The organism is Pseudomonas sp. GW823-FHT03E05 (genome assembly GCF_058796855.1).
In genome coordinates this window covers 1,056,882-1,070,864 of record NZ_JBXAJB010000002.1, presented here as the reverse complement: position 1 = coordinate 1,070,864, position 13,983 = coordinate 1,056,882, and the positions used below count along the sequence as shown (strand labels likewise).

The 13,983-nt window shown below is 57.8% G+C and carries 12 protein-coding genes and 1 pseudogene; 4 read left to right on the top strand and 9 right to left on the bottom strand.

Going from position 1 to position 13,983, the window contains the following annotated elements:
* Positions 1-8: 8 nt before the first annotated feature.
* Positions 9-1,058 carry a membrane dipeptidase gene (locus tag AC1RCO_RS12655; protein WP_019092821.1) on the bottom strand — a complete coding sequence of 350 codons (1,050 nt, stop codon included), beginning with the start codon at positions 1,056-1,058 and terminating at the stop codon, positions 9-11.
* Positions 1,055-2,506 (bottom strand): aldehyde dehydrogenase family protein, encoded by a 1,452-nt coding sequence (locus tag AC1RCO_RS12650; RefSeq protein ID WP_492617748.1) that lies wholly within the window; start codon positions 2,504-2,506, stop codon positions 1,055-1,057. The genes AC1RCO_RS12655 and AC1RCO_RS12650 overlap by 4 nt, the downstream gene beginning before the upstream one ends.
* A 151-nt stretch (positions 2,507-2,657) precedes the next feature.
* Here AC1RCO_RS12650 and AC1RCO_RS12645 point away from each other — a divergent pair, with 151 nt between their 5' ends.
* A complete protein-coding gene (locus AC1RCO_RS12645) occupies positions 2,658-3,533 on the top strand; it encodes a LysR family transcriptional regulator (protein WP_011059166.1) in 876 nt (291 codons plus the stop codon).
* Between the two features lie 78 nt (positions 3,534-3,611).
* On the opposite strand, the gene AC1RCO_RS12640 is transcribed toward AC1RCO_RS12645, so the two are convergent.
* The 3 genes from AC1RCO_RS12640 to AC1RCO_RS12630 all read right to left on the bottom strand — a co-directional run bounded on the left by AC1RCO_RS12640 (position 3,612) and on the right by AC1RCO_RS12630 (position 6,307).
* The gene (locus AC1RCO_RS12640) at positions 3,612-4,667 is read right to left on the bottom strand and encodes a YkvI family membrane protein (protein WP_019092824.1); all 1,056 of its coding nucleotides are present in this window, start codon (positions 4,665-4,667) and stop codon (positions 3,612-3,614) included.
* 99 nt (positions 4,668-4,766) lie between these two features.
* Entirely contained in the window at positions 4,767-5,144 is a 378-nt protein-coding gene (locus AC1RCO_RS12635) for a RidA family protein (protein ID WP_015634090.1), read from the bottom strand.
* 26 nt (positions 5,145-5,170) lie between these two features.
* Positions 5,171-6,307, bottom strand: a complete 1,137-nt coding sequence (locus AC1RCO_RS12630; protein WP_492617747.1) for an NAD(P)/FAD-dependent oxidoreductase — start codon at positions 6,305-6,307, stop codon at positions 5,171-5,173.
* A 165-nt stretch (positions 6,308-6,472) separates the two neighbouring features.
* Here AC1RCO_RS12630 and AC1RCO_RS12625 point away from each other — a divergent pair, with 165 nt between their 5' ends.
* Positions 6,473-7,102, top strand: coding sequence for a helix-turn-helix domain-containing protein (locus tag AC1RCO_RS12625; RefSeq protein ID WP_011059170.1), 630 nt, complete (start codon positions 6,473-6,475; stop codon positions 7,100-7,102).
* Between the two features lie 98 nt (positions 7,103-7,200).
* Here the strand turns inward: AC1RCO_RS12625 and AC1RCO_RS12620 are convergent, their stop codons facing one another.
* Together AC1RCO_RS12620 and AC1RCO_RS12615 are read right to left on the bottom strand one after the other, a co-directional pair.
* The gene (locus AC1RCO_RS12620) at positions 7,201-7,638 is read right to left on the bottom strand and encodes a GNAT family N-acetyltransferase (protein ID WP_401403412.1); all 438 of its coding nucleotides are present in this window, start codon (positions 7,636-7,638) and stop codon (positions 7,201-7,203) included.
* Positions 7,639-7,931: 293 nt separating this feature from the next.
* Positions 7,932-8,480, bottom strand: coding sequence for a GNAT family N-acetyltransferase (locus AC1RCO_RS12615; protein WP_492617746.1), 549 nt, complete (start codon positions 8,478-8,480; stop codon positions 7,932-7,934).
* A 156-nt stretch (positions 8,481-8,636) separates the two neighbouring features.
* Between AC1RCO_RS12615 and AC1RCO_RS12610 the strand changes: the two genes are divergently transcribed.
* Together AC1RCO_RS12610 and AC1RCO_RS12605 are read left to right on the top strand one after the other, a co-directional pair.
* Positions 8,637-9,491: a helix-turn-helix domain-containing protein gene (locus AC1RCO_RS12610; protein WP_492617745.1), complete on the top strand. Its 855-nt coding sequence runs from the start codon at positions 8,637-8,639 to the stop codon at positions 9,489-9,491.
* Positions 9,492-9,591: 100 nt separating this feature from the next.
* Positions 9,592-10,105: pseudogene (locus AC1RCO_RS12605) on the top strand (helix-turn-helix domain-containing protein).
* 66 nt (positions 10,106-10,171) lie between these two features.
* Here the strand turns inward: AC1RCO_RS12605 and AC1RCO_RS12600 are convergent.
* Positions 10,172-10,558 (bottom strand): DUF6124 family protein, encoded by a 387-nt coding sequence (locus AC1RCO_RS12600; RefSeq protein WP_492617744.1) that lies wholly within the window; start codon positions 10,556-10,558, stop codon positions 10,172-10,174.
* Between the two features lie 1,173 nt (positions 10,559-11,731).
* The gene (locus tag AC1RCO_RS12595; protein ID WP_492617743.1) at positions 11,732-13,981 is read right to left on the bottom strand and encodes a Z1 domain-containing protein; all 2,250 of its coding nucleotides are present in this window, start codon (positions 13,979-13,981) and stop codon (positions 11,732-11,734) included.
* Positions 13,982-13,983 lie beyond the last annotated feature (2 nt).

Sequence of the window (13,983 nt, the reverse complement as noted above, 5' to 3'; positions counted from 1 at the left end):
CGGGGGTCTCAGACCGCGATCTCGTGAGGGTGGGCGGCGGCACCTGCCTGGGCCTTGGCCGGAACAAAATTGTTCTCGAAGAAGCGCAGCCAGTTGCCGCCCATGATCGCGGCGACCTCCTGGGCGCTGAAACCCACGCCGTGCAGGCCCGCCTCGATGTTGGGGAAGTCGCGGTTGTCGCGGAACCAGGCCGGCTGGTCGGGGAAGCCCGGTTGCGCCTTGGAGCCTTCGCCGTAGTCGACATCCAGGGTCCAGCGGCCGACGCGCATCCAGTCCACCACGCTGTTGGGCTGGTCCTGGCACAGGTCGGAACCCAGGCCCAGGTGCTCGACGCCCATCAGCTCGGCGGTGCGCGCGATCATTTCGCAGAAGCTCTGCACGCTGCAGGCGCTCTTGTCCTTGAGGTGGTGCGGGTACAGCGAGAAACCGAACATGCCACCGCTCTGGCCCAGGGCCTTGAGCACGGTGTCGGACTTGTTGCGCAGCGCCGCGTGCCAGAACGCCGGGTTGGCGTGGGTGATGGCGATCGGGCGCTCGGAGTGCTCGATGGCTTGCAGGGTCGAGCGTTCGGCGGAGTGGGACATGTCCACCACCAGGCCGACCCGGTTCATCTCCCGTACCACCTGCTTGCCCATGCGGGTCAGGCCCGGGTCTTCCTGTTCATAGCAACCGGTGGCCAGCAGCGACTGGTTGTTGTAGGTCAGCTGCATGAAGCGTGCGCCGAGGCTGTGCACCACTTCCACCAGGCCGATGTCGTCCTCGATGGGCGAGGGGTTCTGGAAACCGAAGAAGATCGCCGTGCGCCCGGTCTGCCGTGCCAGGGCGATGTCGCTGGCCCACTTGCCGTGCAGGATCAGGTGCGAGTAGCGCTGGAACCTGCGGTTCCAGGCTTCGATATTGGCCACCATTTCGCGGAAGGTCTCGTGGTAGGCGATGGTCACGTGGACCGCATCGACGCCGCCTTCGCGCATCTGCTGGAAGATCTTTTCCGACCAGTTGTCGTACTGCATGGCATCGATGCGCGGGCCGCGGCTGGCGAAGGTCTGGGGCAGGCTCATAGTGGCGCCCCCGCGGCGATGTAGCCGGTCTTCACGTGGGTGTAGAACTCCACCGCCGAGCGCCCCTGCTCGCGCGGGCCGTAGCTGGACTCGCCACGGCCGCCGAAAGGCACGTGGTAGTCGGTGCCGGCGGTGGGCAGGTTGACCATCACGCAGCCGACCCGGGCATTGCGGCGAAAGTGGCTGGCGCGGGCCAGGGAGCGGGTCATGATGCCGGCGGTGAGGCCGAAGCGGGTGTCATTGACCAGGCTCAGGGCCTCTTCGTAGCTGCCGGCCTTGATCACGCAGGCGATGGGCGCGAACAGCTCTTCGCGGTTGATGCGCATGGCATTGCTGCCGCCAATGAACAGCGCCGGTGCCTGGTAGTAACCGGGGCTTTCCAGCTCCAGGCGCTGGCCGCCGGTGAGCAGTTCGGCGCCTTCCTGCTGGCCCAGTTGTAGGTTCGCCAGGTTGGCCTCCAGCTGTGCGGCGCTGGCCACCGGGCCGATCTGGGTACCGGCTTCCAGGGCATGGCCGACCTTGAGCGCCTGGGTTGCCGCCAGCAGTTTTTCCACGAAGGCATCGTGGATGCCTGCATGCACGATCAACCGCGAGGAGGCGGTGCACTTCTGCCCGGTGCCGCCAAAGGCGCCATTCACCGCGCAGCTCACCGCCAGGTCGAGGTCGGCGTCGTCCATCACTGCCAGGGCGTTTTTCGAGCCCATTTCCAGTTGCACCTTGGTCAGGTTGGCGGCGGCCGAGGCGGCGATGCCCTTGCCCACGTCCACCGAGCCGGTGAAGGATATGGCGTTGATGCCCGGGTGCTCGATCAGCGCCTGGCCGATCTCGGAACCGGCGCCCATCACCAGGTTGAACAGGCCCGCGGGCAAGTCCTGGCGGGCGATGATCTCGCTGAGAATCACTGCGCTGGCCGGGGTCAGGTTGGCCGGCTTCCACACCACGGCGTTGCCGAAGGCCAGGGCCGGGGCGATCTTCCAGCAGGCGGTGGCCATGGGGAAATTCCACGGCGAAATGATCGCCACCACGCCGATGGGTTCACGGCGGATATCGATCTCGATGCCGTCGCGCACCGAGTCGGCGGTCTGCCCCAACTGGCGCAGGGTTTCCGCAGCGTAGTAGGTGAAGAACTGCCCGGCGCGGTACACCTCGCCAGCACCTTCGGCCATGGGCTTGCCTTCTTCCCGGGACAGGGTCCTGCCGATTTCCGCAGAACGCTGCATCAGCTCCTGACCGATGGCCATCAGCACCTTGTAGCGTTGCTCGAGGCCGCTGCGGGCCCAGATTCGCTGGGCCTCGCTGGCGGCGGCAATGGCACTGTCCAACTGCGCCCGGGAGGCCTGGGCGTAGAGGCCGATCAGGTCGCGGGTGTCGGACGGGTTGCGGTTCTCGATCTCGCTGGCGCCCTTGAGCCATTGGCCGGCGATGTAGTTGTGATGGTTGTCGCTCATGAAATCCTCCAGGGCGGCACGCCAGGCGGGGCGTTGCCTTTGTGCGGTTCTGGGAGGATTATGAGTCGGCCTTGTATTAAGTAAATCTAATAAATTTTAAGGTTGTTTAAGTAAAATTTAAGCTATACCTTTGCCAGCAGGACGCGCCGCCATGAGCATCAAGATCTCCAATTTGCAGTTTTTCGTCGCGGTGGCCACCAGCCAGAGCCTGACCCAGGCTGCCCAGCGCCTGCACCGCACACCGGCAGCGGTGTCGCTCTCGCTCAAGCAACTGGAAGAGGAACTGGGCGGCGCCTTGTTCGAAGGCGAGCGCAAGAACCAGCTCAGCCCCCTGGGGCGTTTCGTGCTGCTGGAAGCCCAGCGCGAACTGGCGCATTTCGACCGCACCATCAGCACCATCAAGACCTACGCCAAGGCCGAGACCGGCCTGGTGCGGGTGGCGGCGGTGCCGTCCTTCGCCATTACCCTGCTGCCGCCGTTGCTCAAGCAATTCCATGAACAGCACCCGCAGTTCCACCTGGATATCCGCGACATGGATTCCGAGCGAGTGGTGCAAGCGGTGCTCAGCGGCGACGTGGACATCGGCATCGGCACCGTACCGGCGAGCATCCCCAACATCGACCAGGACTTCCTGTTCTCCGACGCCTTCTGCGTGGTCTGCGCCAGCGACAACCCCCTCAACCGCCTGGCGCGCCCGCTGCGCTGGAGCGATCTGGACGGGCAGAACTTCATCAACAGCGGCCTGGGCGCCGAGATCAACGCCGCCGAGTTCCGGCACATCCGCGACCACTCGACCCTCAGCGTCAGAAACACCACCTCCTTGCTGGCGCTGGTGGCCCAGGGCATGGGCGTGACCTTGCTACCGGAACTGCTCAGCCGTTCGGCAGCGGGTGACCAGCTGAATTTCCTGCGCCTGGAAGACCAGCGCATCGTGCGCTCGGTGAGCGTGATCACCGCCCCGCGAGAGACGTTGAACCATGCGTCCTATACCTTCTTGAAGGCGCTCAAAGGGAGCCGGTTTGCTTGAGCGGGCCGCTCCTACGGCCCCGGGCTTGACTCAAGGCACCTGGGATAATTCCCGGGTGCCTGCCCCATCGAGCGACGCTTACGCCACCACCACCCGTCGTGGTCGCAGCCAGCCGATCACCACCGCGGCAATCAGCAGGAACCCCAGGTAGCCGAAGAACGGATACACCTGCCCCACCAGGCTGATAAAACCCACCAGGCTGCCGACAAACGCCAGGGCGCCGGCGGCGATGGAGCCGAGGCGGAACTGTCGGGTGCCCGCCGGAAACAGCCGCGCAGAAAAGGAGTACAGGGTGCCCACGGCGGTGTTGAGGATCATGCAGAAGATGATCAGCGCCATCAGCAGCCCCAGGGCCGGGGAGACTTCGCTGGCGATCGACAGCATGGGCATCGGCAGGTCCGCCACGCTGTCCAGGCGCGACAGCAGGCCCAGGCTCATCACCAGCATCAGCAGGCCCAGCAGCGCACCACCGAAAATGCCGCCCCACATCGCCTGTTTTTCGCCCTTGGCCGCGCCGCCCATGATCGCCAGGATCGGCACCCCGGCCACGATGTTGTAGGAGACGTAGAGCAAGGCGCCCAGCAGCCAGTGGCTGGCGCCGGCTTCTTGTTTGGCCGCCAGTTGATTGAGTTCGCCGAAGCTCAGGTCGCGGGTCGCGGCGCCATACAGGGCCACGCCCACCGCGGTGATGATCAGGAAGGGCGTCACCGCGCCGATCATGCCGATGACCTTGTGCACGTCCAGGCACACGATGGCGACCACGATCAGGGTCACCAGCACGCTGCCGGCAATGGCGGGAATGCCGAATTGCTGTTCCAGCAGGGCACCGCCGCCGGCCAGCATCACCACGGTCACGGCGAACATGAAGAAGGTGATCATCAGGTCCACCAGGGCCCCCAGGTGCTTGCCGCACAGGGCCTGCACCACGTCCTTGTGCGACGCCGCTCGCAGGCGGCTGCCCATGCTGGCCAGGGCCATGCCGAGGAAGGTGAACAGCGCCGCGCTGACCACCGCACCCGCCAGGCCCCAGGCGCCGAAGTCGACGAACATCAACAGCAGTTCACGACCGGAGGCGAACCCCGCGCCGACAATCACACCGACGAAGGCGCCGGCGATCTTCAGACTTTCTTTCATGACGATTAGCCTCGATTTTTTGTTGTTATGTGGGGTGGACCACCACATTCATGGCTGTGGCGGCCCTGGGCATCGCACTTGAGGGCTGGGGCGGGTGACTCAGTTTTCGCCGACCCAGGCCTGGACTTCGATCTCGACATCGACCCCCAGCGCCAGTTGGGCGCTGACGGTGGAACGCACCGGGAAACCGTTCTTGAAGTGGCGCTGGTAGACCTCGTTGAAGCCGGCGAAGTGCTGCATGTCGGTGAGCCAGACAGTGCTCTTCACCACCTGGTCGAAGCTGGCACCGCATTCGGCCAGGGTCTCGCCGATGCGCGCCAGGGCGGCCTCGGTCTGCACGCGGATGTCGCCGTGCACCACTTCGCCTTCGGCGCTCATGGGCACCTGGCCGGAGAGGAACAGGAAGCCGCCGACCCGGATCGCCCGGGAAAAGGGGTAGGGCAGGTGGCTGGGATAACGCTGGATGTCATTGGACATGGCAAGGGCCTCGTGGGCTGGGTGGGTTAACGCAAGCGAGCGGGGGCCAGGGCCTGGGCATCGACGCCCTGGCTCAGCAGTTCTTCTGGGACCGGTTGCCCCAGCAGCAGGGCGCCGGCCAGTTGCGAGACGCCGGCCGCCGACTGGATGCCGTAGCCGCCCTGGGCGGCGAGCCAGAAAAAGCCTTCGCAGCTGTCGTCCCAGCCCACCACCAGATCGCCGTCGGCGACGAAGGAGCGCAGGCCGGCCCAGCTGTGGCGCGGGCGGCGGATGCTCAGGGAGGTGACGTTCTCGATGTGGTAGATGCCGGTGGCGATGTCCAGCTCTTCGGGCATCACGTCCTGGGGCGGCACCGGGTCGGCATTGGCCGGGGAGCCGAGCAACTGGCCGGCGTCGGGCTTGAAGTAGAAGCTTTCGTCGATGCCGATCACCGCCGGCCAGCGGCTGAAGTCTTCATCCGGTGGGCCATCGAAGGTGAAGGCGCTGCGCCGGCAGGGTTGCAGGCCGATGGGGGCCACGCCGCACAGCTGGGCCACGTCGTCGACCCAGGCGCCGGCAGCGTTCACCAGATTGCGCGCCTGCAGTACGCGGCCATCACTGAGTTTGAGGTTCCAGTGGCGGTCTTCGCGGCTGGCCTCGACTATGTGCAGGTCGCACTCCAGCAGCCCACCGGCCCGGCGCATGGCCCGCAGGAAGCCCTGGTGCAGGGCGTGCACGTCCAGGTCCTGGGCGGCGGTTTCCAGCATCGCCCCGGCGACGGCCTCGGGGCGCAGGCAGGGCACCAGGGCCCGGGCCTGTTCGGCCGTGATCAGGCGCACATTGGCGGAGCGGGCGCGGGTTTCATTGTAGGTTTGCTGCAATTGGTCCAGCTGTTCCTCGCTGGCCACGTACAGGCAGCCACGGGGTTCCATCAACGGGTGATCGCAGAAACCCTGCGGCGGCCGCTGGTAGAAAGCCCGGCTGGCGCGGGTCAGGGCCTGGATCTGCGGGGTGCCGTAGGCCTCCATGAACATCGCCGCCGAGCGCCCGGTGGAGTGGTAGCCCGGCTGCGATTCACGTTCCAGCACCAGCACGCTGGCCTGCCCGGCCAGGCGATAGGCCAGGGAAGCACCGGCAATACCGGCGCCGATGATGACGAAGTCGAAGCATTGGTTCGCGTGCATGCCGGGGTTCCTGAATCGCTGGGAAATGACAGGGGTCAAAATTCTCACATACGAGAAATGTAAGATATGAGAATTTTCCAGTCAACCCGGGGTCATGGGTTAATATTTCGCCACGTGCCCCGGCTAGCGTCGCGGTTGCCCTTATTTGCCAGACAGAGAGCCTCAATGAGTTCCGACCGAGCCCAGCCCGCCTCGAGCTCCCACGCCCATCCACTGATCGACCGGACCCAGGTCGGCGCACGCCTGCGGACCATTCGTAAAAACCAGAAGCTGACCCTCAAACAGCTCTCGGAGCGCTCCGGCGTGGCGCTGTCGACCCTGTCGAAAATGGAGCTGGCCCAGGTCTCGGTCAGCTACGAAAAACTCGCCGCAGCAGCCCGCGCCCTGGGCGTCGACATCGCCCGGCTGTTCACCCCCGCGCCGAACCTGATCCAGACCGGCGGCGCCCAGGTGCAACCGACCGTGGTCAGCACCACCATCGCCGACGCCCCCGGCTACAGCACCGGCAACTACGACTACCACCCCATGGCCGGGGACTTTCCCGGGCGCAGCATGACCCCCATGTACGCGCGGATCTTTGCCCGCGAGCTGCAGCAGTTCGAGGATTACATCCGCCACCCCGGGCAGGAATTCGCCCTGGTGCTGTCGGGGCGTGTGCGAATTCAGTTCGAGACCGGGGAGGCCGTGAGCATCGGCCCGCAGGAGACTGCCTACTTCAACAGCAGCATTGGCCATATCTACCTGGCGGAAGGGGATGAGGATGCGGAAGTGATGGTGGTGATGTCGGAGCGTTGAGGCCCCTGATCATCCTCTGCGCCCTCCTGAGTCATAAGCGGTTGGAGTTGAAGGTAATTAGAACTGTTGTGCAAAGCTCGGATTGTATTTGGCGCAGTTCAAATCCTGATCCTCGCCAGCATATCTTCGCCGTCTGCATCCATACCAACCTCGACAAACCCGAAACTGGAGTAAAACCCTTTGGCTACGATGTTGTTGGGGTTGTAGCAAATTTCAATTTCTTCCAAATCCGCGATCTGTTTTATTTCATGTAGGGCGAGGCCCAGCGCTACTCTACCGATGGATTTCTGCTGATGTTCTTTGTCCACCATAAAGCGCCAGATAGAAACTTTGCCTTTTGACTCTTGCACCCACATAAAGAAGCCTACGGGCTTTCCATCCGCGATGATGGCGCGTGTGAAGTAACCTGGGTTGTACGCAGCCTCAACGAGCGACCAGGTATTACTTGCCACGTAGTCTTCCTGCTCTTCAGTAACCTCCAGTTCACAAATCGCTTCATAGTTTTTTTGCGTTACTTGGGTAAGCGAGATTTTCATAAGTCTCCTGAACTGGGGTGTGGATAAGGCTCAATTAACTTTCACGGGCATTCAGTTCCTCCTGCGCCTTCGCCAGCAGCGCGACGAACAGCTCGGCGCTGTCCTGCGGCAGGCTTCGCACTCTAGCTGTTGCAGTTCGCGGCAGTTCTGGGGCGGCGAGGGATTCCGGTTAGCTCTCCGTGCAGCTCCAAGTAAGGTTTGAACTCCTCTGCGGCGTTCGTGCGGTTTACGTCGTCACCAGGCTGCGTCCGCCGGTCGTTGCCTCCGCCCCCCGGTATCTTGGGTTTGTGTCCTTACTCTTTCGTATGGTCCAGCCATTCTTGGTAGGTGATACGGCTAATGTGTTCTGTCCGATAGTCTTGGAGGAACTGGTTGTATTTGTTTTCTTCCGTGTGATGAAAGCGAAAGCCACACTTGGATTGAGCAACATAGGACTGGATGTTGTTGGCGAAGTAACCACACCAAAGTGCTTTGAGATTCAGGTTTTCAAAGGCGTGTCGCATCACTTCACGCACGGCTTCCGGAGTCAGGCCTTTGCCCCAGTACGGCACACCGATCCAGTAGGCGATTTCCCCTTCCTGCTCACTGATTTCAAAATTGCTGTTGCTGCCTATGAGAATGCCCACACAACCAACAGCACGGCGATTTTCCTTCAGTTCGACCGCGTACACCTCGGGGTGATTGAAGACCGTACGGATGATGTCGGCACTGTTCTCCACGCTGGTGTGTGGGGGCCAGCCAGCGATAGGGCCGACTCGGGCGTCTTTGGCATATTCGTATAGATCGGCGGCGTCTGTGGCCTGCCAGGGGCGAAGCAAGAGTCGTTCTGTTTCAAGTGTCATGTCCTGTACCCGAATGGATTGGTTCGTTCGGGACAGAGTATTGGGAGACAGATCATCGGTACACGCCAGTACCTCGGCTTTCTCGGTACTTTTCGAAACAGCTGCGCCAAGCGGTGATAGGATTTTGGCTCTTGTTTGTTGTAGCGCTGGGTCACTATGCATCACATTCCGAAACTTTCCGCTCCTGACGACTCGATGCGGATGGGAGAAACCACGCTAGCGGAAGGGCTCGGTTTACCGCTCTCCTTCGGTCACGCTTACTTGACGCTGCTGGTATGCCTCTGCGGTAGTGCCCACTTCACACTTAACTTCAAAGAGCATGCGGTTAGGCGCGGTGCTGTGATGCTGCTGGCTGAGGACACTATTGCCTTGCTCAAACGTCGCTCGCGGCGCTTCAAGGTGTTTTTCTGCCTTATGCCGAAAAGTTTTGCCGCGGAGGTTGCCTACCCGCTACCCAATACCTTGTTCGTATTTCTGCATGACCATCCTCATTGCGTTCCATCCAAGGACGACATGCCGCTGATAGAGGGGTGGGTGACGCAGATGCGGAACATTGCGCAGACCTGTCCCACCTACCAACGCATCATGTTGCGCAATCAGCTGCAGAACCTCTTTCTGAAAATAGCCGAGCAACTTCCAGCCAACCAGATAGAAAACAGGGGGTTCAGCCGGAAGGAAATGCTCAGTTGGCGCTTCTGGGAATTGATAGGCAAACATTGTGTGCGCCACAGAGATGTGAAGTTCTACGCCGACGCACTGAATATCACGCCGTTCTACCTGTCGCAGTTGACCAAAGCGTTTTTCAATGACACACCCAAGGGCCTGATCGATCGGCAGGTAACCTTGGAGATCAAGGCTCTTCTTTTATACAGTGACTTGGCTATTGGCCGTGTGGCCGACGAATTGAACTTCGTCGACGCGTCTTACTTGTGTCGCTACTTCAAGCGCCAAACGGGAATTTCGCTCTCCCGTTATCGTAAGCACAAGAGAGAGGAGGGGGAGCAGGGCTGACCTGCGGTCGAAATAGAGGAGGGAAGGCGCACTATGGAAAAGGTTTCCCTCCTAGATATAACACTGATTCCAGCGCGCGATCGGTTGTCCATAGGACGAGCTGACCCTAAAACAGCTCTCGGAACGCTCCGGCGTCGTACTGTCGACCCTGTCGAAAATGGAGCTCGTGCAGATATCGGTCAGCTACGAAAAACTCGCCGCCGCGGCCCCCGCCCTGGGTGTCGACATCGCTCAACTGTTCCCCCCAGGCCTGGCCTGCAGCGTCCAGGTGCAACCGACCGTGGTTCAGCACCACCATCGCCGACGCCCCCGGCTACAGCACCGGCCACTACGACTACCACCCCGTGGCCGGCGACTTTCCCGGGCGCAGCATGACCCCCATGTACGCACGAATCTTTGCCCGCGAGCTGCAGCAGTTCGAGGACTACATCCGCCACCCCGGGCAGGAGTTCGCCCTGGTGCTGTCGGGGCGTGTGCGAATCCAGTTCGAGACCGTGGAAGCGGTGAGCATTGGCCCGCAGGAGACGGCCTACTTCAACAGCAGTGTCGGCCATATCTACCTGGCGGAAGGGGAGGAGGATGCGGAAGTGATGGTGGTGATGTCGGAGCGTTGAAGCGCTCTACTCATCAAGCAACAGCGCGCCAGATCGTGCTGCCGCGCCGTGCTTTCGTGGGGCGTTCTACTTCAGCGTTTGCGTGTGGCGACTGCCATCTAGCAAGGCATCCACCACGGCCCGGGCCATTTCCACCGAGTGCACCAGGGACCAGATCAGACCGCGCTCGATGCCGCTGCCGCGTTCGGTGATTTCATCGGAAACCTCTTCGGCGCTTTTCAGCAGCAGGGAGACGTGGAGCAGGGCTTCTTCGGCGCTGATACCGCCGCATACTGAGAACAAGGAATCGCGACTCACCGGGGTACTGATGGTTTTCTTCAGCGACTGGATCAGAGAAGCATCGGCAGGCTGAAGTGACAGTTTTTGCCGGATCTGCTGATTGGCCAGATCGTGGTCGGGGTTTCTGCCGCGCTGGGCAGCTGTGAGGGGCGGATCGGGGACGAGCTTTTTCATGGCGTAACTCCTAGTACAGAGATAGGAGCCTTCACCGTCGCTGCTAAACGATAGGGCGGCGGCCGTTCGCAGGTTAGCAGACCGGTGTACTAGGAACCCGGCGCACCCGAGGGTGCCCTGCGCACGGCCGCCATAAAGCGGAGCCAAAAAAAGCGCCACGTAATGGGGGCGCCATGCGCCTAGTTACACGTCGAACTGCTAAACCCGGTCACTGAATTTGCAGTGACGGATCGAGGCTAGCCAGGGTGAGGGGGTAGGCGCAAGCGGCTAGGAGTTTCTAGGAAAGTTCGCACAATAGAAAGAGACTTAACGCTGCTTTGGGGGAACGAAGGCGCGGTTTGTGAGTGCGGGGAGGGGCGGTTGGCGATGGTGGCGGAACGCTAAGGCCAGAAACAACAGAGCCCGCATAAGGCGGGCTTTGTTGGTGCTTTGTTTGGCCGGGGTAATCTGAGTCGGTCTTTTATCTCATTGATTATTATAATTAATGTTTGTTTTGTATTTTGATTGGAATACCAATAGAAATACTTCACCCAATAGCATTCCATTAACCTCCCGCTTGTATTCGACCTGACGATGATGCACATCCGCTGTGACTACCGTGCTTCGTATCCATGATGAGCGTAGAACTTCTTCCAGCTGTCGGGACAACAGAGAGCAATCTGCTGAGGCGGTCTAAAAAAATTAAGAGCGGGTTGACGGTTAGAACCAAGCGCAAATTGGGTGCTACGTAAATTTAAGATCTGCAGTTTACTGAACCACCGGCAGATTTTATGTAGTCGCGCAGATTTAAAAACGGGGCCTGCATTTTTACACAATCTGCGCCGTTAACCGACGGGATGGGCTCAGATGCTCAATCAGGGTGGGATGTCTTTCGGGTAGAATCAAGTGTTTAAATATATTCTGAAATATCTGTCTCTGAGCGTTTTCAGAGAGAGAGTTTGCTAGTTAGAAACTCAATGGTTTCGCTTCTAAAATTCTATTTTATTTTTAGAGATGTGCGAAACGATTTAATCTTACGAATAAATATGCGTTGTGCGAAACAAAAAGCTGAGCTTCATAGCCTACGCGATCGCAGCTATGAAGCTCATTTATATGGCTTTATTATTTGTTGTTGGTATTAAATGCAAAGTCGCTTAGCGATCAAGTATTAGGCTAATGTCAAGTTGGCCTTTGCTATCTCAACTCAATTACCAACTCTTTTTTAAGCTTTGAGGGGATGTGCAATGAAAACCAAGTCACGTCAAATACGTTAGCGCTAGATGTATCTCCCGGCTTGGTTCCCAAGTTAAACCGCCTAAGTTGCAATGTGATACGATCTTTAAATGCATAGCTTTTATCATTGATCGCGTTGGCGCTTAAACTGAAATACTGGTTTATAGGAGCATTAAAATCATCGCGAGAATAACCCCTGGCGTTTTCTCTAGTTCGATACTGAGATTCTAGCCCATTCATCAAAAAAACATCAACTACTGCTTTTGAATTAATGCGCTGAAGTTCAGCCAAAGATACTAAAATTGCACTATGTAATTCTGCATCACGAGTGTCTTTTACTTGGAGTGTTAAAAGAAACTCACTTAGCACGTTTAGAAGTGGAACGCCCTCAATTACTGTAGTCGTTGAATTGGCCCGTTGGAACTGAGGGTAGATCGAACAATTCACGGGGCAACCAAAATTTGCAGACCAGTCTGCAACTACCTTGTGTAGTAGTTTCTTATTTTCTGACACAGCAACAGAATCACGATGAAGAGCTTTGGGGTATATCCAGCCATCAACAGTTATTTTTCTTGTGTCGAGCCCTATTACATTCGGCCTTGTCGGCTTCATTAGCGCACTTAAAACAAAGTCGCGCCTCCATTCAATAAGCGGCCGGCCACGATGCTCCATTAATGCGGTACGCACAAATTCCTCATGCTCAACATAGTTTGAAAATGCGGATCTAACATCAGATTGTACGAAAACACGACAAAGGCCTAGATAACTTTTTTTATAGCCAAAGAAGCGAGCTCGCTGTTGCAAAGTATCTGCCGCTGCCGCATTTCCTAGCGGCCTTGGCATATATGTAATAGCCAAGCCTTCTACGGTGTATCCCCTATCAAGCTTGGCACCACCTACCACAATCCAATAAGGAGACAACTTCCAGTCAATTTTTTTCTCTGCATCTGGAGTGCCATTCACCTCTACAATGGTAATTTCATCGAGAACTTCTTGGATCATTTCCTGCAAAAGTGTATTTAATGGAAGGATTTTAGGAAATGTCTGCTTCAAAGAGGCGTATTCAACCGCAAACCTTTTTTCTATTTCGGCGGGAGAATTAGTGTAGTCATTTAGAATGATCCCTTTTAGAGCTTTGAATGATCTATCCAGCCAAGTTTTATACGCTTTATGTGAGGCGGTTTGCATCGCAGGATGCACCATCATAGATCTATTTTTGTCTTTGCCCTTCGTTCGAGTTAACGAATGCTGGGCTGCTATCAACAAAAAATACCTAAGCGCGCTGAGAAGACTCTTAGGGGAGCTATCCACGACATTATTCTTACTTGGGACTTCAGTCGCCGGGATCTCTTTAATTAGCGCTGGATTGTCTCTAAAAAAAGCTTTGCCTCCTGTGTACGCGGGACCAGGTGTGACCAACTCCGCGAAGGAAGGATTCAAAATATCTGCATGAGCGAGAAGTAAATTTGCCTGTGGCGTTGCTGTGTACTGAAGAAAGGAGTGAGCGAGGAACTGGCTGCGTATCAAACAAACTCGATCATATGTAGCACTTTTAGTATCTTCGTCAACTTGGTTCGTACGGATTTTCGCGGCGTTAGTATTTAGACTAGCTTGATCACTTTCATCATCGATAATCAGCACAGGTAAATCATTTAAAGGAAGATCTTTCAGCAAAGCGAACAGATTGTCTAAATGATTAATTTGCTTCAGTACTGTGATCAGTATCGCACGTTTTGTTTTCGGCCTCCTTCGCCATGCGCCTATTTTGTCGGATATTTGACTGCTAGCACCTTTAGTTGGATTTGAAAAAAGGTGCCAGTTCTCGCCCTCTTCAATTCCTAGATCTTTTTTAAGTCTATCTTCTGACTGCTCTCTCAAATTAGTCTTGGTTCCCGCGAAAACGATGACCATTCCAAAACCGTTGTCCCTAGCCAAGGAGATAACCGTTTCGAAGGACATCGTTTTACCGCTCTGAACATAACCAATGACTAATCCTGTTTCACTTCCAGCTATGCTGTCGGGCGGTAAACAACGCCCTAAAATTCGCTTAGCTTCAGATAGGACAGAGTCTTCCCCTTCGGTCAAGTCCTCATAACTCGGACTTTGATCCTTCGTCTTATTTCGCAGAAACTCCTCTGTAACTTCTAATACTTGAGGCTCCCACAGCAAACCGTAATCATTTGACTTCAAATCACCAACAGCTATGTCCATAA

What these genes read in the sequence shown, in the direction of transcription:
- AC1RCO_RS12630 (WP_492617747.1), bottom strand. Translation starts at nt 6,307, where the DNA reads ATGCACGCGAACCAATGCTTCGACTTCGTCATCATCGGCGCCGGTATT.
- AC1RCO_RS12600 (WP_492617744.1), bottom strand. Translation starts at nt 10,558, where the DNA reads ATGAAAAAGCTCGTCCCCGATCCGCCCCTCACAGCTGCCCAGCGCGGC.
- AC1RCO_RS12620 (WP_401403412.1), bottom strand. Translation starts at nt 7,638, where the DNA reads ATGAAAATCTCGCTTACCCAAGTAACGCAAAAAAACTATGAAGCGATT.
- AC1RCO_RS12650 (WP_492617748.1), bottom strand. Translation starts at nt 2,506, where the DNA reads ATGAGCGACAACCATCACAACTACATCGCCGGCCAATGGCTCAAGGGC.
- AC1RCO_RS12615 (WP_492617746.1), bottom strand. Translation starts at nt 8,480, where the DNA reads ATGACACTTGAAACAGAACGACTCTTGCTTCGCCCCTGGCAGGCCACA.
- AC1RCO_RS12595 (WP_492617743.1), bottom strand. Translation starts at nt 13,981, where the DNA reads ATGGACATAGCTGTTGGTGATTTGAAGTCAAATGATTACGGTTTGCTG.
- AC1RCO_RS12645 (WP_011059166.1), top strand. Translation starts at nt 2,658, where the DNA reads ATGAGCATCAAGATCTCCAATTTGCAGTTTTTCGTCGCGGTGGCCACC.
- AC1RCO_RS12610 (WP_492617745.1), top strand. Translation starts at nt 8,637, where the DNA reads ATGCATCACATTCCGAAACTTTCCGCTCCTGACGACTCGATGCGGATG.
- AC1RCO_RS12655 (WP_019092821.1), bottom strand. Translation starts at nt 1,058, where the DNA reads ATGAGCCTGCCCCAGACCTTCGCCAGCCGCGGCCCGCGCATCGATGCC.
- AC1RCO_RS12625 (WP_011059170.1), top strand. Translation starts at nt 6,473, where the DNA reads ATGAGTTCCGACCGAGCCCAGCCCGCCTCGAGCTCCCACGCCCATCCA.
- AC1RCO_RS12640 (WP_019092824.1), bottom strand. Translation starts at nt 4,667, where the DNA reads ATGAAAGAAAGTCTGAAGATCGCCGGCGCCTTCGTCGGTGTGATTGTC.
- AC1RCO_RS12635 (WP_015634090.1), bottom strand. Translation starts at nt 5,144, where the DNA reads ATGTCCAATGACATCCAGCGTTATCCCAGCCACCTGCCCTACCCCTTT.